Source organism: Pseudomonas sp. DL, assembly GCF_047199225.1.
In the GTDB taxonomy this organism is placed as follows: domain Bacteria; phylum Pseudomonadota; class Gammaproteobacteria; order Pseudomonadales; family Pseudomonadaceae; genus Pseudomonas; species Pseudomonas aeruginosa.
On sequence record NZ_CP178323.1, the window covers coordinates 4,672,593 to 4,693,478 of the forward strand.

The window sequence follows — 20,886 nt, forward strand, 5'->3', positions numbered from 1 at the left end:
CGTCTCCTCATACCGTTCCGGTCGCGCGCAGGCGCTGGATATCGGCCGCGGTACAGCCCAGTTCGGCAAGCAGTGCGTCGCTGTCGCCGCCCAGCGCCGGCACCGCATCCATGCGCGGAACGAAGGCGCTGCTGCTGGCCGGCGGCAACAACGCCGGCAGGCGCCCGGCCGGGCTGTCGATGGAGGTCCAGCGTTGCCGCGCCTGTAACTGCGGGTGCGCCCAGACCCCGGCCATGTCGTTGACGTGGGCGTTGGCGATCTGCGCCTGTTCCAGGCGCGCCACCACCTCGGCGGCCGGCAAGGCGGCGAAGGCTTCGACGATCAGCGCACGCAGCTCCTCGCGGTTGGCAGAGCGCTTGAAGTTCGCCGAGAAGCGTTCGTCGTCGGCCAGTTCCGGGCGGCGCAGGACCTTGTCGCAGAAGGCCCGCCACTCGCGCTCGTTCTGCAGGCCGAGCATCACCGTGCCGCCGTCGCCGGCGGGGAATGGCCCATAGGGGTAGATGGTCGAGTGCGAAGCGCCGGCGCGCGGCGGCGGCGGCGCGTCCTGGTAGGCGTAGTACATCGGGTAGCCCATCCACTCCACCAGGCTCTCCAGCATCGACACGTCGATGCGGCTGCCCTCGCCGGTGCGCTCGCGCAGCAGCAGGGCCGAAAGGATGCTGCTGTAGGCGTACATGCCGGCGGCGATATCGGCGATCGAACAGCCGGCCTTGGCCATCTCGTTCGGCCCGGCGCCGCCGGTCACCGAAAGGAAGCCGCCCTCGCTCTGGATCAGCAGGTCGTAGGCCTTCTTCTTCTCGTAGGGACCGCCTTCGCCGTAGCCGGAGATATCGCAGACGATCAGTCGCGGGAAGCGCTCGCGCAACGCCTCGTAGGACAGGCCCAGGCGCGCGGCGGCGCCCGGCGCGAGGTTCTGCACCAGCACGTCGGCGCCGGCCAGCAGCTTCTCCAGCAACGGCAGCGCCTCGGCCTGCTTGAGATCGAGGCTGAGGCTCTGCTTGGAACGATTGGTCCAGACGAAGTGCGACGACAGGCCGTTGACCCGCTCGTCGTAACCGCGGGCGAAATCGCCGACGCCGGGGCGTTCGATCTTGATCACCCGCGCGCCGAGATCGGCCAGTTGGCGGGTGCAAAAGGGCGCGGCGATGGCGTGCTCCAGGCTGACCACGGTGATGCCGTCGAGCGGGCGCGGCTGGTGGGATTGCGTCATGGGTCGGACTCCCTGCCCTCGTCCGTCGAAGACGAGGTGCGGCTGGTTCGGTTGATCAGATCAGGGGCGTTACGGAAGGCGCCTGACGCAGGCCCCAGGCGCGCTGGATGAGGATTTCCGCCTCGGCGTCGGTGGCCGCGCCGGAGAACGCCAGCAGGCGGCGGAACTTATCGGCCAGTTCGTCGCGGCTGAGGGTATTGCCGGGATCGCCCTTGGGTTCGTCGATGGCGGCGGTATGGCGCCGCCCCTGGCGATCGAGCACTTCGACCCGCCCGAGCCAGCGCTGCGGATAGGCGGCGTCGACCTCCGGGTCCAGGCGCATCTCGACCCGCTCGCGGAACGCAGCGACCCGTGGGTCGCTCAGCGCATGCCGATGGAACTCGCCGAGGCCGGCCTTGCCGTACACGGCGATCAGGCCCAGCACGGTGCCCATGGAGAACTTCGCCTGGTGCACGGTCTGCGGCTCGACCACCCGGCCGAGCACGTCGATGGCGCCCTGGTGGACCCGCGCAGTGACCGCGGTGATCTGCGAGTGATCGAGCCCTTCGCGCTGCATCAGCGCCAGCAGCGCGTCGGCCGCGGGATGGGTATGGCGGCACGAGGCGTGGAACTTGAACGAGGTTTCCAGCAACGCCCAGCGGCTGCCGAGGCGATCCACCAGGCGCTCGGGGTCGGCGTCGCTGGACATCCCGGCGGCCATCCCCTGCTCGCCTTCGAGGATGTGTCGCGCGCCGCTCAGGCCGTCGGCGGTGAGATAGGCGGCGAGCAGCCCGTCGGCGGCGGCCTTGGCGGTATGCAACTGCTTGGAATCGGCGGCGTCGCGGAGGAACTCCCAGAGCCCGGCGGCCTGGGTTCCGGCGCTGCCGAGCAGGTCGACGAAGCGCTCGCGGTCGAAGTCCATCAGCTTGCCCACCGCCACTGCCGCGGCGAGGGTGCCGACCGTGGCAGTGGTATGGAACACCCGGTAGTGGGAACGGCCGAGGAATTCGCCGATGCGGATGCCGGCCTCGTAGCCGGCCACCGCCGCGAGGATCAGCTCGGCGCCGCTGCGGCCGAGGTCCTGGGCCGCGGCCAGGGCAGCAGGGAAGACCACCGCCGCGGGGTGCAGCACCGAGCTGTTGTGCAGGTCGTCCTGCTCCACCACGTGGGAAGCCGCGCCGTTCACCAGGGCGGCGAAATACGGCGAGCTGCGCCGCCGGCTGGGCAGGATCTGCGCGCTACCGTCGGCCGGGCCCATGCGTTCGGCGTAGCGCTCGAACAATGGGATCGGATGCTGGCCCTTGCCGGCCAGCGCCGAGCCGAGCCAGTCGAGGAACAATTCTTCCATCCGCGCCAGCACCGCCGGCGGCAGGTCCTGGTAGCGCAGGCCGGCGAGAAAGCCGGCGAGTTGCTGGGTGTAGTCGGTCATGACCAACGCTCTCTTGTAGTTGTCCCGAGGCACGCGGCCTACAGCGGGTTGCTCAGTTCGATCAGGTTCAGGTCGGGGTCGCGCAGGTACAGCGAGAGGATCGGCCCGCCGGCGCCGGTGCGCTGCACCGGGCCCTCGAGGATTTCCACGGCCTGCTGGCGCAGTTGCTCGGCCACCGCCTCGAGTGGCGTGGCGACGATGAAACAGAGGTCGGCGGACCCTGGCGTAGGTCGCTCGGCCTTGGGTTCGAATTCGCCCCCGGCCTGGTGCAGGTTGATCTTCTGCGCACCGAAGGCGAGGGCCTTGCGACCCGCGCCGAAGGTAACGGCGCGCATGCCCAGCACGCGGGTGTAGAAATCGATGCTGGCGTCGATATCGCGGACGGTGAGCACCAGGTGGTCGAGACGGTCGATCTGCATGGGTGGCTCCCGCTTCAGAACGAGCGCGGCAGTTCGAGCAGGTGCTCGGCCACGTAGGACAGGATCAGGTTGGTGGAGATCGGCGCCACCTGGTACAGGCGGGTCTCGCGGAACTTGCGCTCGACGTCGTACTCGCAGGCGAAGCCGAAGCCGCCGTGGGTCTGCAGGCAGGCGTTGGCCGCCTCCCAGGAAGCTTTCGCCGCCAGGTACTTGGCCATGTTCGCGCTGGCCCCGGCGTTGAGCCCGGCGTCGTACTCCTGGCAGGCGCGCCAGCGCATCAGGTCGGCGGCCTCCACTTCGATGTGCGCCTCGGCGATGGGGAACTGCACGCCCTGGTTCTGCCCTATCGGCCGGCCGAAGACCACGCGGTCGCGGGCATAGTGGCTGGCCTTGTCGATGAACCAGCGGCCGTCGCCGATGCATTCGGCGGCGATCAGGGTGCGCTCGGCATTGAGGCCGTCGAGGATGTAGCGGAAGCCCTTGCCTTCCTCGCCGATCAGGCTATCGGCGGGGATCTCCAGGTTGTCGAAGAACAGCTCGTTGGTCTCGTGGTTGACCATGTTGGCGATCGGCTGCACGGTCAGGCCCTTGCCGATGGCCTCGCGCAGGTCGACGAGGAAGATCGACATGCCTTCGGACTTGCGCTTCACCTCGGCCAGCGGCGTGGTGCGCGCCAGCAGGATCATCAGGTCGGAGTGCTGGATCCGCGAGATCCACACCTTCTGCCCGTTGATCACATAGCGGTCGCCCTTGCGCACGGCTGTGGTCTTGATCTTGGTGGTATCGGTGCCGGTGGTCGGCTCGGTCACCCCCATCGATTGCAGGCGCAGCTCGCCGCTGGCCAGCTTCGGCAGGTAGAAGCGCTTCTGCGCCTCGCTGCCGTTACGCAGCAACGTGAACATGTTGTACATCTGCCCGTGCACGGTGCCGGAGTTGCCGCCGCAGCGGTTGACTTCCTCCAGGATCACCGAGGCCTCGGCCAGGCCCAGACCGGAACCGCCGTACTCCTCCGGGATCATCGCCGAGAGCCAGCCGGCGTCGGTCAGGGCCTTGACGAAGGCCTCGGGAAAACCGCGCTGCTCATCGATGCGGCGCCAGTAGGCGGCGTCGAATTCGGCGCAGAGGGCACGTACGCCCTCGCGGATCGCGTTCAGCTCTTCGCTGTTCGGATTCATCGGTGACTCCTCGATTCTTGTCGTTGGATGGGCGCTGGGGCCCTTTCAGTCGAATTCCACGTCGCCGCGCTGGGCCAGGCCGGCGCCATTGCCGACCCATACCTCGGCCTTGCCGGCAGCGAGCAGGCGGCCGCCGACCTCGAACGGTTCGGGACAGATCAGCGGGCGCAGGCCGCGATAGGCGAAGCGACGCAGGCGCGCCTGCGGATTGGCCCGGCAGAACGCGCGCAGGGCCAGGGTGGCGATCAGCGGACCGTGCACCACCAGGCCCGGATAGCCTTCGGCATCGGTGACATAGGGCCAGTCGTAGTGAATGCGGTGGCCGTTGAAAGTCACCGCCGAGTAGCGGAACAGCAACACCGGATCGGGCTCCAGCGCCTCGCGCCAGTCGCCCTCGGGCAAGGCCTCGGTACCGCCGAGCTTGGGCGGGGTCGGTTCGCGGTAGACGATGTCGTGCTCTTCGCTCAGCGCCAGTTGGCCGTCCTGGCGGTAGTCGTGGCGCAGGGTGACGAACAGCAGCGCGCCGCTGCGACCGTGCTTCTCCTCGACCCGGAGGATGGTCGAGGTGCGGCTGGCCTCGCCGCCGACCCGCAGCGGCTGGTGGAACTCCAGGCGCCCGCCGGCCCACATGCGGTTGCGATCGTCCGCCGGCGGCAGGAAACCGCCGCGCGCCGGGTGGCCGTCGACGCCGAGGCCGGCGGCCTCCACCGGGTCCTGGAAGAACGCCCAGTGCCAGAGCGGCGGCAGCGCTTCGCCGTGGGCCGGGGTCGGCTCGCCGAAGGTGGCGGCGATGCGCTTGACCAGGTTGCGGCTCAATTGATCGTGGGTTTCTTCCTGGCGACCGATCCAGGGGGCGAAAGCGGACTCACTCATGCGTGGCTTCCCATGACCTAGGGGGTGATGGGAGGAGAATGATAGGATGCTAGCGTTTTGAGAATTTGCAATTACGCAATGGCGCGTTCGGATTTGCCGAACGCCATGGAGTGCCCATGCATTTCGATCTCGCCGACCTGCGCCTGTTCATCCATATCGCCGAGTCGCCCAGCCTGACCCAGGGCGCGCGCCGCGCCTTCCTTTCCCCGGCCGCCGCCAGCGCGCGGGTCAAGGCGCTCGAAGGCCAGCTTGGCAGCCGCCTGCTGTATCGCGACAGCCGCGGCGTCGAACTGACCCCGGCGGGCCAGCGCCTGCTACAGCACGCGCGGCTGATCATGCGCCAGGTGGAATACCTGAAGAGCGAGTTCACCGAGTACGGCAGCGACGCCGCCGGGCATATCCGCATCTTCGCCAATACCACCGCGGTCACCGAATTCCTTCCGGAAATCCTCGCCGGCTTCCTCGCCGCTCGTCCCGGGGTCACCGTCGACCTGCAGGAACGCCTCAGCCGCGACATTGTCCGCGGCGTGCTGGACGGCTCCACCGACCTCGGCATCATCGCCGGGCCGGTGGCGGCCAGTGGCCTGCAGGTCCTGCATTTCAGCACCGACCGCCTGGTGATGGCGGTGCCCCAGGGCCATCCGCTGGCCGGACAGGCCAGGGTACGCCTGCGCGACACCCTGCAGTTCCAGCATATCGGCCTGCCCGAGGGCACCACCCTGCACGCCTTCCTGTACGAACGGGTGGAGCAGATGGGCGAGCAGCTATCGCTGCGCATCCAGGTCTCCAGCTTCGAGGCGATCTGCCGGATGATCGAGGGCGGCGTCGGCATCGGCGTGATCCCGCAGTCCGCCGCGCGCCGCCACAGCCGGACGATGAAGCTGGCGACCATCGAACTCGACGAGCCCTGGGCGATCCGCGAGCGCAGCCTGCTGGTACGCGACCTGGAAGCACTGCCGAGTTGCCTGCGGGCGTTGATCGAGGAGTTGCAGAGGGTGGGAGACAGCCTGTAGGGCGGATAACGCCCCTGGCGTTGTCCGCGGGGCTCCGGAGAATCGGCGGACAACCGCCAGGCGGTTATCCGCCCTACGACTCCCGACAAGCCGGGGTGCGATCGTCGCGAAGGGCGCCGCCCACCACTCCCGCTCAGTTCGCCAACCCACCGCTCTCCGCCAGGCTGTGCTCGTCCGCGGCGAGCATCGCCGGCATGTGCTCGCGGAGGAACTCGACCCAGGTGCGGATCTTCGCATCCAGGTACTGCCGCGAGGGGTAGAGGGCGTAGACGTTGAGATGGAACAGGCTATAGCGCGGCAACACCCGCACCAGGCTGCCGTCCTTCAGGCCGTTGACCGCCGCGTACACCGGCAGCGCGCCGATACCCATGCCGGAGACCACCGCCTCGGTCATGGCGTCGGCGGTGTTGACCTGGAAATGCGTCTGGTTGATACAGGCCAGTTCCTGGCCGTCGGGACCGTCGAACAGCCAGCGGTCCAGCGACATCACCGAGTTCACCAGGCGCAGGCAACGGTGCGCGGACAGCTCCGCCGGCAGCTTGGGGAAGCCGTGCGCGGCAATGTAGCCCGGCGAGGCGCAGAGGATGCTGTAGGTCTGGCCGATGCACTTGGAGACGAAACCGGAGTCCGGCAGCTCGGGGGCGATCACCACGGAAATGTCGTAGCCCTCGTCGAGAATGTCGGTGATCCGGTTGGCCAGGGTCAGGTCGAAGCCAACCTCCGGGTAGGTCTCGCAATATTGCGAGATGGCCTTGATCAGGTAGTGCTGGCCGATGCCGGTCATCGCGTGGACCTTCAGCGTGCCCGACGGCCGCGCATGGGCGTCGCCCGCCTCGGCCTCGGCCTCCTCGATGTAGGCGAGTATCTGCTGGGCGCGCATCAGGTAGCGCTGCCCGGCTTCGGTCAGCGCGATGCGCCGGGTGGTGCGATGCAGCAGGCGGGTCTGCAGGTGGGCCTCCAGCTTGGCCACCGCACGGGAGACATAGGCGGTCGTCAGGTCCAGGCGCTGGGCGGCGGCAGTGAAACTGCCGGTCTCCGCGACGCTGACGAACGCGCGCATATTGAACAGGATATCCATCACGGCCCTCTAGGCTCTGACGCTTATGGCGCGTCTCTTTTCCACGCAACCCGGAGGACACCCCAAGGCGGCGCAGATTCTGTCACGAGTCAACCCACCTATTATTGCCTTTTGTGACAAAAATTTTTCACCTATCCGAGCTCTTATCCGCAAGCGCGGGCGCTCCTAGAATTCCCAGCCGTTTCGGCCTCCCCTCGCCGTCGTTCAGGATTCGCAGCAGTGCCCCGCGCCACCCGGAAAGGTCTCCCCCTGGTTCCACCGGCTCCCCTCGCGTTCTTTCCCAGCCCCGACGAATTGCGCCGCGCCCTGCTCGAATGGGCGCGTAGCGACGGCGTCGCCTGGGTCTTCGTGTTCAAGGCCCTGCTCACCGCCAGCCTCGCCCTGTGGCTAGCCTATCGCCTGGAACTGCCGCAGCCGAGCACGGTGCTGGTGACGGTCTTCATCGTCATGCAGACGCAGAGCGGGCAGGTCCTGGCCAAGAGCTTCTACCGCATCGTCGGAACCCTGATCGGCCTCAGCGTGATGGTCACTCTGATCGCCCTGTTCGCCCAGGAGCGCGTGCTGTTCCTCGCCTGCCTGGCGCTCTGGGTCGGCCTGTGCACCGCCGGCGCCGCGCGCTACCGCGATTTCCGCGGCTACGCCTGCGTACTCGCCGGCTACACCGCGACCATGATCGGGATTCCAGCCACCGCGCACCCGGAAGGCGCTTTCATGGCGGCGCTGTGGCGGGTCCTGGAAATATCCCTGGGCATCCTCTGCACCGGTACCGTCAGCGCCATCTTCCTGCCGCAGACCAGCGGCGCCGCCCTGCGCAACACACTCTACGGGCGCTTCCGCGACTTCGCCGGGTTCGCCGCCGAAGGCCTGCAGGGCAGCCTCGACGGCGAGCGCTTCGGCGAGCTCAGCGCGCGCTTCGTCGCCCAGTCCGTGGGCCTGGAAAACCTGCGCAGCGCCACTACTTTCGAAGATCCGCACATGCGCCTGCGCAGCGGCCGGCTGATTCGCCTGAACAACGAATTCATGGTCATGACCAGTCGCTTCCACGGCCTCCACCGCCTGCTCGAACGCCTGCGCGGGCGCGGGGCGCAGAATGTCCTGGAGGTCCTGGCGCCCTGCCTGGCGGAGCTTGCCGGGCTGCTCGCGCCGATTCGCGAACGGACGCCCACCGACGCCGACGCCGCGCGCCTGGCCGAACGCATCGAGGCCTACAAGCCGGAACTGATGCAGAACATCCGCCAGGCCCGCCAGCGCCTGGTGGAGCAGCGCCCCGGCGAGAACGACCTGCTGGATTTCAACACCGCCGCCGAACTGGCCTTCCGTTTCACCGACGACCTGCACAACTACGCCCTGACCCACGCTTCCCTGGCCGAACACCACCATGCCCGCGAGCAATGGAAGGAAAGCTTCGTCGCCCGCGCCAACCCGGTCGCCGCGCTGGTCGCCGGAGCGCGCAGCGCGCTGATGATCGGCCTGCTCGGCACGTTCTGGATCCAGACCTCCTGGCCCCACGGCGGCACCTTCGCCCTCACCGCGGTACTGATCTCGGCGCTCTCCTCGACCTCGCCGAATCCCGGCCGGTTGTCGCTGCAACTCACCCTCGGGACCCTCGCCGGGGCCTGCACCGGGCTGTTCGTGCTGCTCTACCTGCTACCCCACGTGGACGGTTTCCCGATGCTGCTCTGCTGCCTGCTGCCGGTCTTCGCGGTCGGCGCCCTGCTGCTCTGGCGGCCGCAGTGGAACGGCTACGGCGTCGGCCTACTGGTGTGGTTCTGCTTCGCCTCGCTGCCGGCCAACATGGCGCGCTACGACGCCCTGGCCTTCTTCAACGAATACCTGGCACTACTCTTGTCGATGGTCCTCGCCACGGTCGCCGCCATGGTGATCCTGCCGCCGAACCGGCCGTGGATGTGGAAGCGCCTGGAGCACGACCTGCGCGAGCGGGTGGTGTTCGCCATCAGCGGCAAGAGCAAGGGCCTGGTCTCCGGTTTCGAAAGCGGCACCCGCGACCTGCTGAACCAGGCCTACACCTTCTCCGCCGGCCGCCCGGACGTGCAACGCCGGTTGCTGAGCTGGATGTTCCTGGTGCTGGAGGTCGGCCAGGCGATCATCGAGCTGCGCCTCGAACAGCAACGCCTGCCCCAGGAGCCCTGCTACGCCGAACGCACCGCCTGGCGCCGGGCGATCCGCCTGATGGGCCGGGCGCTGATCCGGCTGTTCCTGCAACCCGGGCCGAGCAACCGCCAGCGCGCCCTGCACGCGGTGAACCAGGCGATCATGGCGGTACGGGCGGCGCCGGAGCCGCGCGCACCGCAGTTCGATACCTCGCCGCTGCGACGGGTGCTCAGCTACCTGCACTTCATTCGCAGCGCCCTGCTCGACCCGCAATCGCCCCTGGGCCAGGAAAGAAACCCGTGAGCCGGTCGCAAAGCCGCGGCGCAGAAGGCCACAGGGATATTGTTACCGATCCGTACAAGGTTCTTGTCTTGACTGAGTCTATATGTCGCAGCCTATCCCAACTTACAATAAACCCAACAGCCGAAGTTAACTCCCGTTGAACTTCGACTCCGCAACTTGATTGCAGACTTACTTACCCAGCCTTGTTTATCGAGTTGCCCCGGTGACCTGTCCGCCTGTCTTCCGACGGCAGATCGTACCCACTCAGAAACTACTCAGGTAAATAGTAATGAAGGCTTTCGCCCTGATGGCCCTGTTCGCCTGCTCGCCGCTGGTGATGGCGGCTGGCGCCCAGGATCAACCTGCCAGCCAGCAGGAAAACGCTGTTGAAGAATATGCCTATGGCATGCAACTGGATGTGGCTCGCGTTATATCTTCAACCGACACTTCCAATGCCTGCGGCATCGTTCCCGCACGCATGACCTACGAAGATTCGAACGGCCAGAAACATACCGTCGAATATCAGGTCTGGGGCAACGGCTGCACTGGCGGCTAAACTCTGCTCGACCTCCGAAGGATCGCGCCACGAGGGGCAGCTCGCCCATCCGGCGCGATCATTGTGTACTCGGCGGCGACAATCCCGCCCCTCGGCGAACATCCTGGCCGTCTTCCCCACGCCTCATCGTGCTGCCGCCCTTTCACAAGGGCCGACGCCTCCACCGTTTCTTTCCCAGCCTGCAACAAACCGGCAAGCATGCCGCTCAGCCCTCGCTTTGCCCCACGCCATGCTGGCGCAGCTTGTTCGCCGCCGTGGTATGCGAAACGCCGAGGCGCTTGCCCAACTGGCGGCTGCTCGGATGTTCGCGGAACAGGCGCTCCAGCACCGCCTTCTCGAAGCGCCCGACGATGGCGTCGAGGTCTCCTTCCAGGGAAAAATCCCCCAGCGGCTGCGGCGCGCCGTAATCCGGCAGGCGGATGTGCTCGGCCTTGACCGTTCCCCCTTCGCACAGCGAAACCGCCTGGAACAGCACGTTTTCCAATTGCCGCACGTTGCCCGGCCAGTGGTAGCGTTCGAGACGTTCCAGCGCCTGCGCGGAAAGCTTCGGCAGGCCGCAGCCGATCTGCCGGCTGGCCTGGTCGAGGAAATGCTCGGCGAGCGGCGCCAGGCCATCCAGGCACTCGCGCAGCGGCGGGATGTGCAGCGAGAGCACATTGAGACGGTGATAGAGGTCCTGGCGGAATTCGCCCTTGGCGCAGAGTTCGGACAGGTCTACCTGGGTGGCGCAGATCACCCGCACGTCCAGGTACACCTCCTCGTCGCTGCCGACCCGGCGGAAACAGCCGTCCTGCAGGAAGCGCAACAGCTTGGCCTGCAGGCGCGGGCTCATCTCGCCGACGCCGTCGAGGAACAGCGTGCCGCCGGCGGTAAGCTCCAGCAGGCCGAGCTTGCCCTCCGGGCGGGCGCCCTCGAAGGCTCCCGGACCATAGCCGAACAGCTCGGTCTCGGCCATGGATTCCGGCAGGCCGGCGCAGTTCAACGCCATGAACGGCGACTGCCCGCGCGGGCTGGCCAGGTGGCAGGCGCGCGCCAGCAGCTCCTTGCCGGTGCCGGTCTCGCCCTCGATCAGCAGCGGCGCGTCCAGCGGCGCCATGCGCCGTGCCTCGCGGACCACCGCGGCCATTACCCGCGAACTCTGGAAGATACTGTCGAAGCCACGCAGCTCCTGCTTGCGCACATGGTAGATGCGCTCGCCGACGCGATCCGCGCGATGCAGGGTCAGCACCGCTCCAGCCAGCGCCTCGCTCTCGTCGTGCTCGGATTGCAGCGGCGCGATGTCGGCGAGGAACACGTCGCCCTTCACCTTCACCCGCAGCCCGTTGATCCGCGCCTTGTTGGCGCGCACCAGTTCGGGCAGGTCGAGGTCCTCCACATAGCGCGACAGCGGAATCCCCGGCACCTCGTCGACGCGCACGCCGAGCAACTGCGCGGCGGCACGGTTGGCGGCGACGATCTGCCCGCCCATGTCCACCGAGAGCACCGGGAAGTCCAGGGCGGCGAGCAGCGCGTTGAGTTCCAGGTGCCGGCGCTCGCTGGGCATCAGGCCGACGCGCTTGACCCCGAAGACCCCCGGCACCGCCTCCAGCTTGGGCCGCAGCGACTGCAACTGGAGGTTGATCATGTTCGGACAGAGCAGGTAGATGGCGTTGCCCTGGTCGCCGCCGACTTCGCCGCGATTGACGTTGATGCCGTAGTCGACCAGCAGGTTGAGGATGTCGCGGAGGATGCCTACACGGTTCTGGCAGTGCACTTTGATACGCATGGCGTGGCCCGGTGTTGTCGTTCTGATGGGCTCGCGGCCGGTTTTTTTAACTCCCGGCCGGAAATTTCCGTCAAGAATATGTGACAGTTAGACTCACCAGCAACAATGCCTGGCCCAATGAACAGGCGACCCAGGCCAATTCGTAAGGAAAACTTTACGAAAACGCCGATTCATCCCCGTTGCCCGGTCCCTATCCGGGGCTGCACGGACCGTCCCGACGCGGTATCGATAAGGCAACGACAACAACAAAGACCCCGCGGCCACAAGCCGCTCATGGAGTCCGTATGAAAACGACGCAGTACGTGGCCCGCCAGCCCGACGACAACGGTTTCATCCACTATCCGGAAACCGAGCACCAGGTCTGGAATACCCTGATCACCCGGCAACTGAAGGTGATCGAAGGCCGCGCCTGTCAGGAATACCTCGACGGCATCGAACAGCTCGGCCTGCCCCACGAGCGGATCCCCCAGCTCGACGAGATCAACAGGGTTCTCCAGGCCACCACCGGCTGGCGCGTGGCGCGGGTTCCGGCGCTGATTCCGTTCCAGACCTTCTTCGAACTGCTGGCCAGCCAGCAATTCCCCGTCGCCACCTTTATCCGCACCCCGGAAGAACTGGACTACCTGCAGGAGCCGGACATCTTCCACGAGATCTTCGGCCACTGCCCACTGCTGACCAACCCCTGGTTCGCCGAGTTCACCCATACCTACGGCAAGCTCGGCCTCAAGGCGAGCAAGGAGGAACGCGTGTTCCTCGCCCGCCTGTACTGGATGACCATTGAGTTCGGCCTGGTCGAGACCGACCAGGGCAAGCGCATTTACGGCGGCGGCATCCTCTCCTCGCCGAAGGAGACCGTCTACAGCCTCTCCGACGAGCCGCTGCACCAGGCCTTCAATCCGCTGGAGGCGATGCGCACGCCCTACCGCATCGACATCCTGCAACCGCTCTATTTCGTCCTGCCCGACCTCAAGCGCCTGTTCCAACTGGCCCAGGAAGACATCATGGCGCTGGTCCACGAGGCCATGCGCCTGGGCCTGCACGCGCCGCTGTTCCCGCCCAAGCAGGCGGCCTGACGAGAAACGCCGCCGCCGCGGCTGACCCCGCGGCGGCCTTGTACTATGGTGGACGGGCACGGCCCGTCCGCCGCTCCCACATGCGACAACCAAGGACTCCCACCATGACCGCACTCACCCAAGCCCATTGCGAAGCCTGCCGCGCAGACGCCCCGCACGTCAGCGACGAAGAACTGCCCGTGCTGCTGCGGCAGATCCCGGATTGGAACATCGAAGTCCGCGACGGCATCATGCAACTGGAGAAGGTCTACCTGTTCAAGAACTTCAAGCATGCCCTGGCCTTCACCAATGCCGTCGGCGAGATATCCGAGGCCGAAGGCCACCATCCGGGCCTGCTGACCGAGTGGGGCAAAGTCACCGTGACCTGGTGGAGCCACTCGATCAAGGGCCTGCACCGCAACGACTTCATCATGGCGGCGCGCACCGACGAGGTAGCGAAAACCGCCGAGGGACGCAAATGAGTCATTTCGCCAAGGTCGCCCGCGTACCGGGCGACCCGATCCTGGGCCTGCTCGACGCCTACCGCAACGATCCGCGCGCGGACAAGCTGGACCTCGGCGTCGGTGTCTACAAGGATGCCCAGGGCCTGACCCCGATCCTGCGCTCGGTGAAACTCGCCGAGCAGCGCCTGGTCGAGCAGGAAACCACCAAGAGCTACGTCGGCGGCCACGGCGATGCGCTGTTCGCCGCGCGCCTGGCGGAACTGGCGCTCGGCGCCGCCTCGCCGCTGTTGCTGGAGCAACGCGCCGACGCCACCCAGACGCCCGGCGGCACCGGCGCCTTGCGCCTGGCCGGCGACTTCATCGCCCATTGCCTGCCCGGCCGCGGCATCTGGCTGAGCGACCCGACCTGGCCGATCCACGAGACCCTGTTCGCCGCCGCCGGCCTGAAGGTTTCCCACTACCCCTACGTCAGCGCCGACCACCGCCTGGATGTCGAGGCGATGCTTGCTGGCCTGGAGCGCATTCCCCAGGGAGACGTGGTGCTGCTGCATGCCTGCTGCCACAACCCGACCGGTTTCGACCTGAGCCACGACGACTGGCGCAGGGTGCTCGACGTGGTGCGTCGCCGCGAGCTGCTGCCGCTGATCGACTTCGCCTACCAGGGCTTCGGCGACGGTCTCGAGGAAGACGCCTGGGCGGTACGCCTGTTCGCCGGCGAACTGCCGGAGGTGCTGATCACCAGTTCCTGCTCGAAGAACTTCGGCCTGTACCGCGACCGCGTCGGTGCGCTGATCGTCTGCGCGCAGAACGCCGAGAAGCTCACCGACCTGCGTAGCCAACTGGCCTTCCTCGCCCGAAACCTCTGGTCGACCCCGCCGGCGCATGGCGCCGAGGTGGTCGCGGCGATCCTCGGCGACAGCGAGTTGAAGGGACTCTGGCAGGAAGAGGTCGAAGGCATGCGCTCGCGCATCGCCAGCCTGCGCATCGGCCTGGTCGAAGCCCTGGCGCCGCACGGCCTGGCCGAGCGCTTCGCCCATGTCGGCGCGCAACGCGGGATGTTTTCCTATACCGGACTGAGCCCGCAGCAGGTCGCTCGGCTGCGCGACGAGCACGCCGTTTACCTGGTCTCCAGCGGCCGGGCCAACGTCGCCGGTCTCGACGCGCGCCGCCTCGACCGCCTGGCGCAAGCCATCGCCCAGGTCTGCGCGGACTGAACCCTCACGGTTACCCTGAGCCGGCTGTGATGGCCGGCTTTTTTTCGCCCCAGCGAATGCCGCGCACTCCCGCCGAGGCGGCGGATAACCGCGTTGCGGTTATTCGCCCTACCGCACCACGACCTTGTGGGCGTAGGGCGAATAACGCCACAGGCGTTATCCGCCGAACCTCTCTGAACCGGGCCAACCATAAGTCAGCACTTTCAAAGCCCTACGTGCTTTTCCTACAAAAGAGCATAAAATGCTCAATTATGGGCACCAGTTCACACTGCGCCCCACGGCCCCCACTTTCTCGTCTTAGTGAGCAACGCACGTGAGAAACCGTCTCCTGTCACTGGTCACCCTGTTCCTGTCCCTCAGCGTTGCCACCGCGGTATCCGCCTCCCCGCCGCCCAAGGCCGGGCTGCCGCTGCAACAGGAGCTGGCGTCGGGCAGCGCGCTGGTTACCGACCAGAACACCGGCAAGGTGCTCTACTCGCGCAACCCCGACCTGGTGGTGCCGATCGCCTCGATCACCAAGCTGATGACCGCCATGGTCGTGCTCGACTCGAAACTGCCGCTGGACGAGGTACTGCCGATCGCCATCAGCGAGACCAGCGAAATGCGCGGGGTGTTTTCCCGGGTGCGGGTCGGCAGCCAGATCAGCCGCCGGGACATGCTCCTGCTCGCCCTGATGTCCTCGGAGAACCGCGCCGCCGCCAGCCTCGCGCAGAACTATCCGGGCGGCAAGAACGCCTTCGTCAAGGCGATGAACGCCAAGGCCCACGCCCTGGGAATGAAGAACACCCGCTACGTCGAGCCGACCGGGCTGTCGCTGCACAACGTCTCCACCGCTCGCGACCTCACCCGCCTGCTGGTGGCCAGCCGGCAATACCCGCTGCTCAGTCAGTGGAGCACCACTCCGGAGAAGACCGTGGCCTTCCGCCACCCCAACTACACCCTGGGCTTCCGCAACACCAACCACCTGATCAACAACAAGACCTGGAACATCCAGTTGACCAAGACCGGCTTCACCAACGAGGCAGGCCACTGCCTGGTGATGCGCACCACGATCAACCGCAGCCCGGTCAATCTGGTGGTGCTGGACGCCTTCGGCAAGTACACCCACTTCGCCGACGCCACGCGCCTGCGACGCTGGCTGGAAACCGGCCAGGTCACTGCGATCCCGGCCGCGGCCAAGGCCTATCGCCTGCAACGCGACCGCGAGCGCGGCCTCGGCCAGCCGGTGGCCCAGGCCGTACGCTGATCCGTCGCGAAGACCGGCCGGCTCAGAAATCCACCTTGCCGCGCCCGGCCTTCACCGCGCCGCGCTTGGCCTTGCCGTCCAGCCGGCGCTTCTGCGAGCCGCGCGTAGGCTTGGTCGGGCGCCGCGCCTTCTGCACCTTGGCCACGCTGCGGATCAACTCCGCCAGGCGCTCCAGGGCATCCTCGCGGTTCTGCTCCTGGGTCCGGTACTGCTGGGCCTTGATCACCACCACGCCGTCGCCGCTGATGCGCTGGTCGTTCAGTGCCAGCAGACGCTCCTTGTAGAACGGCGGCAACGACGAGGCCTGGATGTCGAAGCGCAGGTGCACCGCGCTGGAGACCTTGTTGACGTTCTGCCCGCCGGCGCCCTGGGCGCGAATGGCATTCAGCTCGATCTCATGGTCGGGCAGGTGGACGGCATTGGAGATGATCAGCATGGGGCGGCACGGTGGACCAACGGGCTGCCAGCATAACCCCTTTGCCGAGCGGAAAAGCAGGCCAAAAGAAACCCGGCCGCGGCCGGGTTCCTTCATTTCGGCTAAGGCGCCAGGTCGAACTCAACGCTCCTTGCAGGCGACCCCGTCGGTGGGCTCGCCGCCCTTCCAGTCGCCGTAGAGGGTGGCTTCCTCGCCCTTGGTCCACCAGATGTACTGGCCGGCGGCGTACTTGGCCCCGGAGGCGGAAATCACATTGCTGAAGACCAGCGTCGAGTTGTCGCTGACCGGCACCACGGCGAGGCTGTTGTCGCCCTTGTTCAGGTACTGCACGGTGAACTTGCGACCGTTCTCGCACTTGTAGTCGACGCTGCGGGTATCCAGCTTGGCATCCCCCGGCAGGGCCAGGTAATCGACCTGGGCGGTCTGCTTGTCGTCGTCGCTGCCGCCGCAGGCGACCAGGACCACGGGAACGGCAGCCAGAAGCAGCCAGAGCGCTTTTTTCATGGAAATCCCTCTAACGAGAAAAAATGGCGCTGCCACTGTAGGAATACGGCACCTGCCGCGTCAACGACAGGCGCCCCTAGAAAAAGTCTTGTGGGCCGCCGGGACACGCAAAGGAGCGCTCCCCTCTCCTCTGCGCGCCGGCGCCCCATCGATCACTCGGTGACCGGCTTCACCCGCAGGCCCGGCATCGGCCGCGGGGCTCCCTTGAGTCGGTAGCAGGCCCACATCACCAGCAGCCAGACCGGGATGGCATAGACCGAGACCTGGATGCCGGGGATCAGCAACATGACGCCGAGGATGAACACCACGAAGGCCATGCACAGGTAGTTGCCGTACGGATACCAGAACGCGCGGAAGTGCGTGCGGGTGCCCTGGCGGTCCATCTGCGCGCGGAACTTCAGGTGCGCCATGCTGATCATCGCCCAGTTGATCACCAGCGCCGCCACCACCAGCGACATCAGCAGCTCCAGCGCCTGGTGCGGGATCACATAGTTCACCACCACCGCGAGGAAGGTCACCAGCGCCGATACCACCAGGGCGCGTACCGGTACGCCGCGCTTGTCGACCCTGGCCAGCGCGCGCGGGGCATCGCCCTGCTCGGCCAGGCCGAGAAGCATGCGGCCGTTGCAATAGGTGCCGCTGTTGTACACCGACAGTGCGGCGGTGAGCACCACGAAGTTCAGCAGGTGCGCGGCGGTGCCGCTGCCGATCATCGAGAAGATCTGCACGAACGGGCTGCCGCTGTAGGCATCGCCGGAAGCGTTGAGGGTCTGCAGCAGGCTGTCCCAGGGCGTCAGCGAGAGCAGCACGACCAGGGCGCCGATGTAGAAGATCAGGATGCGATAGATCACCTGGTTGATCGCCTTCGGGATCACCGTCCTCGGCTTGTCCGCCTCGGCCGCGGTGAAGCCGAGCATTTCCAGGCCACCGAAGGAGAACATGATGATCGCCATGGCCATCACCAGTCCGCTCACTCCGTTGGGGAAGAAACCGCCGTGTGCCCAGAGGTTGCTCACCGAAGCCTGCGGACCGCCGCTGCCGCTGAACAGCAGGTAGCAGCCGAGCAGGATCATGCCGATGATCGCCACCACCTTGATGATCGCGAACCAGAACTCGGCTTCGCCGAAGGCCTTGACGTTGGTTAGGTTGATCGCGTTGACGACGACGAAGAACAACGCCGCCGTGGCCCAGGTCGGCACCTCCGGCCACCAGTAGTGGATGTACTTGCCGACCGCGGTCAGTTCCGACATCCCGACCAGGATGTACAGCACCCAGCAGTTCCAGCCGGAGAGGAAGCCGGCGAAACCGCCCCAGTACTTGTGCGCGAAGAGGCTGAAGGAGCCGGCGACCGGCTCCTCGACGATCATCTCGCCGAGCTGGCGCATGATCATGAAAGCGATGAAGCCGGCGATGGCGTAGCCGAGGATCATCGACGGGCCCGCCGACTTGAGCACCCCGGCCGAGCCGAGGAACAGGCCGGTGCCGATGGCGCCGCCGAGGGCGATCAACTGGATGTGACGATTCTTCAGGCCGCGCTTGAGCTCGCCCGAATGCGGATGTTGGCCGTCCATTGAATTATCTCACGCAAGTGGAAATTTATTGTTGTCGGAGGCGAAACGGGGCCGTGCGGCTCAGGCGGCAGGCGCACGGCGGGCGCCATGCGGGGCGCGTGGCGGCGGGCGGTCGGCTGGGCGGAGGGAGGACTCACGGATCATGCGTCACCTGTTTGTTGTTGTACGTGACGTGAATGGGCCGCCAGGCTCGTGGCTCGGCGGTGCGGGCAAGGCTGGCGCGATCGGCGCCGCTGGAACGGAAACGCGGAGCGCAAGGAAAACCGCCAGCCCCGGAAGAGGCTGGCGGCAGCGGGATCAGATCACGCCGCGGCGAATCTGATCTTCCTCGATGGACTCGAACAGGGCCTTGAAATTGCCCTCGCCGAAACCCTGGTTGCCCTTGCGCTGGATGATCTCGAAGAAGATCGGGCCGATCACCGTGTCGGTGAAGATCTGCAGCAGGATGCCGTCGTCGCCCGGGGCGCCGTCGATCAGCAGGTTCAGTTCGCGCAGTTGCTCGAGCGGCTCGCCATGCCCGGCGACGCGGGTGTCGACCTTCTCGTAGTAGGTGTCCGGGGTCGACATGAACTTCACGCCGTTGTCGCGCAGCTTGCGCACGGTGGCATAGATGTCGTCGGTGGTCAGGGCGATGTGCTGGATGCCTTCGCCATGGTATTCGCGGATGAATTCCTCGATCTGCGAGGTATCGTCGGCCGACTCGTTGATCGGGATGCGGATCTTCCCGCAAGGTGCGGTCATGGCGCGGGAGAACAGGCCGGTGAGCTTGCCTTCGATGTCGAAGTAGCGAATCTCGCGGAAGTTGGCGATGCGCTCGTAGAAACCGGACCAGACGTCCATCTGGCCGCGCTTGACGTTGTGGGTCAGGTGGTCGATGTAGGTCAGGCCGACCGAGTTGTCGTTGGCGCTGCGGCCTTCGATGAACTCGAAGTCGACGTCATAGATACTGCGGTCGCCGTAGCGGTCGACAAGATACAGCAGCGAACCGCCGATGCCTTCCAGGCAGGGGATGTTCAGCTCGCCGAAGTTGGCGTGGCTGCCCACCAGCTTGGCGCCCTGGGATTCGGCGTAGGCGGCGGCCTGGGAAGCGTTCTTCACCCGGAAGGCCATGGCGCAGGCGCTCGGGCCGTGCTTGAGGGCGAATTCATGGACATGCCCGGTCGGGCTGCCGTTGAGCACGATGTTGATATCGTTCTGCTGGAACAGGAAGACTTCCTTGGAACGATGCTTGGCGGTTTCGGTGAAGCCCATCATGTTGAACAGCTGGCGCAGCTGCTCGATGCCCTTGGCGTCGGGGGCGGTGAACTCGACGAATTCGAATCCGTCGGTACCGATGGGATTGTGCTGTTCGATCTTGGCCACGGCGTTCATCCGGCCTCCTCGTTGTTCTTGTTGAATGGACCGCCGCCGGTCCAGGCGGCCGACGACATGGGAGATGCCTTCATCTCACCCCGTGGCGGCGCGGCGGACAAGCCGTCGGCAGGGCCCGGCACAGGGCCTGGCGCAGGGTTTCTGGCAACTATTCCTTACGCGCCGGCGGCATGCATGGCGAACGCCCGGTCTTCGTAAAGTTATCTTTACAGTGCGGTGCGAAAAGCTGCCAGCAGCGCTGTCACGGCTGCGCTGAAAGCCGGCGCTGCATGATCGGCGTCAAGCGGTTAACCTGCGTCTTTCCTCCGCGACGGCATTCCCATGGCACGACCCGCACCACCCGACCTGAGCGACAGCCGCCGGCCCCTGCGCGGCGTCGCCCGCAGCTATCCTGCCGGGCACCGCGTCGATGCCCACGAGCACGCCTGGGGCCAGGTGCTCTATGCGGTGTCCGGGATGATGTGGCTGGAGACGCCCGACGAGGCCCTGCCGGTCCCGCCGCAACGGGCGGTCTGGTTGCCTCCGGGCCTGCGCCATGCGGTGCGGGTCGCCTCCGAGTTGCAGATGCGCAACATCTACCTGAGCCCGGAACTCTCCCGCGGCCTGGAGGACCGCACCCTGGTGCTGGTGGTCGGCCCGCTGCTGCGCGAGCTGATCGTCAGCCTGGTGGAGCAGGAACGACAGAGCGACCCCCACTACTATCGGGCGCTGGCCGATCTCGCCGTGCTCGAACTCGGCCGCGCGCGCCGTTCCAGCCTACGCGTACCGCTGCCGGACGCCTCCGACAGGCGCCTGCTCGCGCTGTGCCAGGCGGTGATGGCCAATCCCTCCCTGGACATCGGCCTGGAGCGCCTGGCCGAAGACGCCGGGGCCAGCGTGCGGACCCTCTCGCGCCTGTTCCAGCGCAGCCTGGGCATGGGCTTCGCCGACTGGCGGCGGCAGGTGCAGCTGGCGACCGCCGCCGCCGCACTGATCGATGGCCGTCCGGTGGCAGGCATCGCCCATGCCCTGGGATATACGCCGAGCGCCTTCAGCGACATGTTCCGCCGCGAGCTGGGCGTCTCTCCCACCGAGTACAGGGCCGAGCATCACCAGCCGTTCCAGCCTTGACCGGTATTCGATAGCGATTGGCCGATA

Annotated in this window: 19 protein-coding genes; 8 read left to right on the forward strand and 11 right to left on the reverse strand. The window is 66.7% G+C overall.

Annotated elements, in window-relative coordinates; genetic code table 11:
- Window positions 1-7 precede the first annotated feature (7 nt).
- The 5 genes from ACI766_RS21815 to ACI766_RS21835 are packed head-to-tail and all read right to left on the reverse strand — an operon-like array spanning window position 8 to window position 5,085.
- Window positions 8-1,210: a CaiB/BaiF CoA transferase family protein gene (locus ACI766_RS21815; RefSeq protein WP_003110264.1), complete on the reverse strand. Its 1,203-nt coding sequence runs from the start codon at window positions 1,208-1,210 to the stop codon at window positions 8-10.
- Window positions 1,211-1,265: 55 nt separating this feature from the next.
- Window positions 1,266-2,618, reverse strand: a complete 1,353-nt coding sequence (locus ACI766_RS21820; protein WP_087823808.1) for an MmgE/PrpD family protein — start codon at window positions 2,616-2,618, stop codon at window positions 1,266-1,268.
- Between the two features lie 38 nt (window positions 2,619-2,656).
- Window positions 2,657-3,037 carry a VOC family protein gene (locus tag ACI766_RS21825; RefSeq protein ID WP_003085915.1) on the reverse strand — a complete coding sequence of 127 codons (381 nt, stop codon included), beginning with the start codon at window positions 3,035-3,037 and terminating at the stop codon, window positions 2,657-2,659.
- A gap of 14 nt (window positions 3,038-3,051) precedes the next feature.
- On the reverse strand, window positions 3,052-4,212 hold the full coding sequence (locus ACI766_RS21830) for an acyl-CoA dehydrogenase family protein (protein ID WP_003085913.1): 1,161 nt from the start codon (window positions 4,210-4,212) through the stop codon (window positions 3,052-3,054).
- 45 nt (window positions 4,213-4,257) lie between these two features.
- Window positions 4,258-5,085: a MaoC family dehydratase N-terminal domain-containing protein gene (locus tag ACI766_RS21835; protein WP_003085910.1), complete on the reverse strand. Its 828-nt coding sequence runs from the start codon at window positions 5,083-5,085 to the stop codon at window positions 4,258-4,260.
- A 116-nt stretch (window positions 5,086-5,201) separates the two neighbouring features.
- Here ACI766_RS21835 and ACI766_RS21840 point away from each other — a divergent pair, with 116 nt between their 5' ends.
- On the forward strand, window positions 5,202-6,098 hold the full coding sequence (locus tag ACI766_RS21840; RefSeq protein WP_003085908.1) for a LysR substrate-binding domain-containing protein: 897 nt from the start codon (window positions 5,202-5,204) through the stop codon (window positions 6,096-6,098).
- A 133-nt stretch (window positions 6,099-6,231) separates the two neighbouring features.
- Here the strand turns inward: ACI766_RS21840 and ACI766_RS21845 are convergent, their stop codons facing one another.
- Window positions 6,232-7,176: a LysR family transcriptional regulator gene (locus ACI766_RS21845; protein ID WP_003105984.1), complete on the reverse strand. Its 945-nt coding sequence runs from the start codon at window positions 7,174-7,176 to the stop codon at window positions 6,232-6,234.
- A gap of 219 nt (window positions 7,177-7,395) precedes the next feature.
- On the opposite strand from ACI766_RS21845, the gene ACI766_RS21850 reads away from it, so the two are divergent.
- Both ACI766_RS21850 and ACI766_RS21855 read left to right on the forward strand, forming a co-directional pair.
- On the forward strand, window positions 7,396-9,591 hold the full coding sequence (locus ACI766_RS21850) for an FUSC family protein (RefSeq protein ID WP_412828466.1): 2,196 nt from the start codon (window positions 7,396-7,398) through the stop codon (window positions 9,589-9,591).
- 268 nt (window positions 9,592-9,859) lie between these two features.
- Window positions 9,860-10,126 carry a DUF2790 domain-containing protein gene (locus ACI766_RS21855; RefSeq protein WP_003085904.1) on the forward strand — a complete coding sequence of 89 codons (267 nt, stop codon included), beginning with the start codon at window positions 9,860-9,862 and terminating at the stop codon, window positions 10,124-10,126.
- A gap of 205 nt (window positions 10,127-10,331) precedes the next feature.
- Here ACI766_RS21855 and ACI766_RS21860 read toward each other — a convergent pair whose 3' ends face one another.
- The gene (locus ACI766_RS21860; RefSeq protein WP_003114242.1) at window positions 10,332-11,891 is read right to left on the reverse strand and encodes a sigma-54-dependent phenylalanine hydroxylase transcriptional regulator PhhR; all 1,560 of its coding nucleotides are present in this window, start codon (window positions 11,889-11,891) and stop codon (window positions 10,332-10,334) included.
- A gap of 284 nt (window positions 11,892-12,175) precedes the next feature.
- On the opposite strand from ACI766_RS21860, the gene phhA reads away from it, so the two are divergent.
- The 4 genes from phhA to pbpG all read left to right on the forward strand — a co-directional run bounded on the left by phhA (window position 12,176) and on the right by pbpG (window position 15,867).
- Window positions 12,176-12,964 (forward strand): phenylalanine 4-monooxygenase, encoded by a 789-nt coding sequence (gene phhA / locus ACI766_RS21865; protein WP_003114241.1) that lies wholly within the window; start codon window positions 12,176-12,178, stop codon window positions 12,962-12,964.
- 104 nt (window positions 12,965-13,068) lie between these two features.
- A complete protein-coding gene (locus tag ACI766_RS21870; protein ID WP_003085898.1) occupies window positions 13,069-13,425 on the forward strand; it encodes a 4a-hydroxytetrahydrobiopterin dehydratase in 357 nt (118 codons plus the stop codon).
- Window positions 13,422-14,621 carry an amino acid aminotransferase gene (locus tag ACI766_RS21875; protein WP_087823804.1) on the forward strand — a complete coding sequence of 400 codons (1,200 nt, stop codon included), beginning with the start codon at window positions 13,422-13,424 and terminating at the stop codon, window positions 14,619-14,621. Before ACI766_RS21870 ends, ACI766_RS21875 begins: the two co-directional genes overlap by 4 nt.
- A 313-nt stretch (window positions 14,622-14,934) precedes the next feature.
- Window positions 14,935-15,867, forward strand: coding sequence for a D-alanyl-D-alanine endopeptidase (pbpG, locus tag ACI766_RS21880; RefSeq protein WP_003114239.1), 933 nt, complete (start codon window positions 14,935-14,937; stop codon window positions 15,865-15,867).
- A 22-nt stretch (window positions 15,868-15,889) separates the two neighbouring features.
- On the opposite strand, the gene arfB is transcribed toward pbpG, so the two are convergent.
- From arfB to hppD, 4 genes are all read right to left on the reverse strand, one after another.
- A complete protein-coding gene (gene arfB / locus ACI766_RS21885) occupies window positions 15,890-16,303 on the reverse strand; it encodes an alternative ribosome rescue aminoacyl-tRNA hydrolase ArfB (RefSeq protein ID WP_003105972.1) in 414 nt (137 codons plus the stop codon).
- A gap of 120 nt (window positions 16,304-16,423) precedes the next feature.
- On the reverse strand, window positions 16,424-16,807 hold the full coding sequence (locus ACI766_RS21890; RefSeq protein ID WP_003085889.1) for a lysozyme inhibitor: 384 nt from the start codon (window positions 16,805-16,807) through the stop codon (window positions 16,424-16,426).
- A 152-nt stretch (window positions 16,808-16,959) separates the two neighbouring features.
- Entirely contained in the window at window positions 16,960-18,378 is a 1,419-nt protein-coding gene (locus ACI766_RS21895) for an amino acid permease (RefSeq protein WP_412828467.1), read from the reverse strand.
- A gap of 297 nt (window positions 18,379-18,675) precedes the next feature.
- Complete coding sequence (gene hppD, locus ACI766_RS21900) at window positions 18,676-19,749, reverse strand: 4-hydroxyphenylpyruvate dioxygenase (protein ID WP_003117128.1); 1,074 nt, start codon at window positions 19,747-19,749, stop codon at window positions 18,676-18,678.
- Between the two features lie 321 nt (window positions 19,750-20,070).
- On the opposite strand from hppD, the gene ACI766_RS21905 reads away from it, so the two are divergent.
- Window positions 20,071-20,859, forward strand: a complete 789-nt coding sequence (locus tag ACI766_RS21905) for an AraC family transcriptional regulator (protein ID WP_003114237.1) — start codon at window positions 20,071-20,073, stop codon at window positions 20,857-20,859.
- Window positions 20,860-20,886 lie beyond the last annotated feature (27 nt).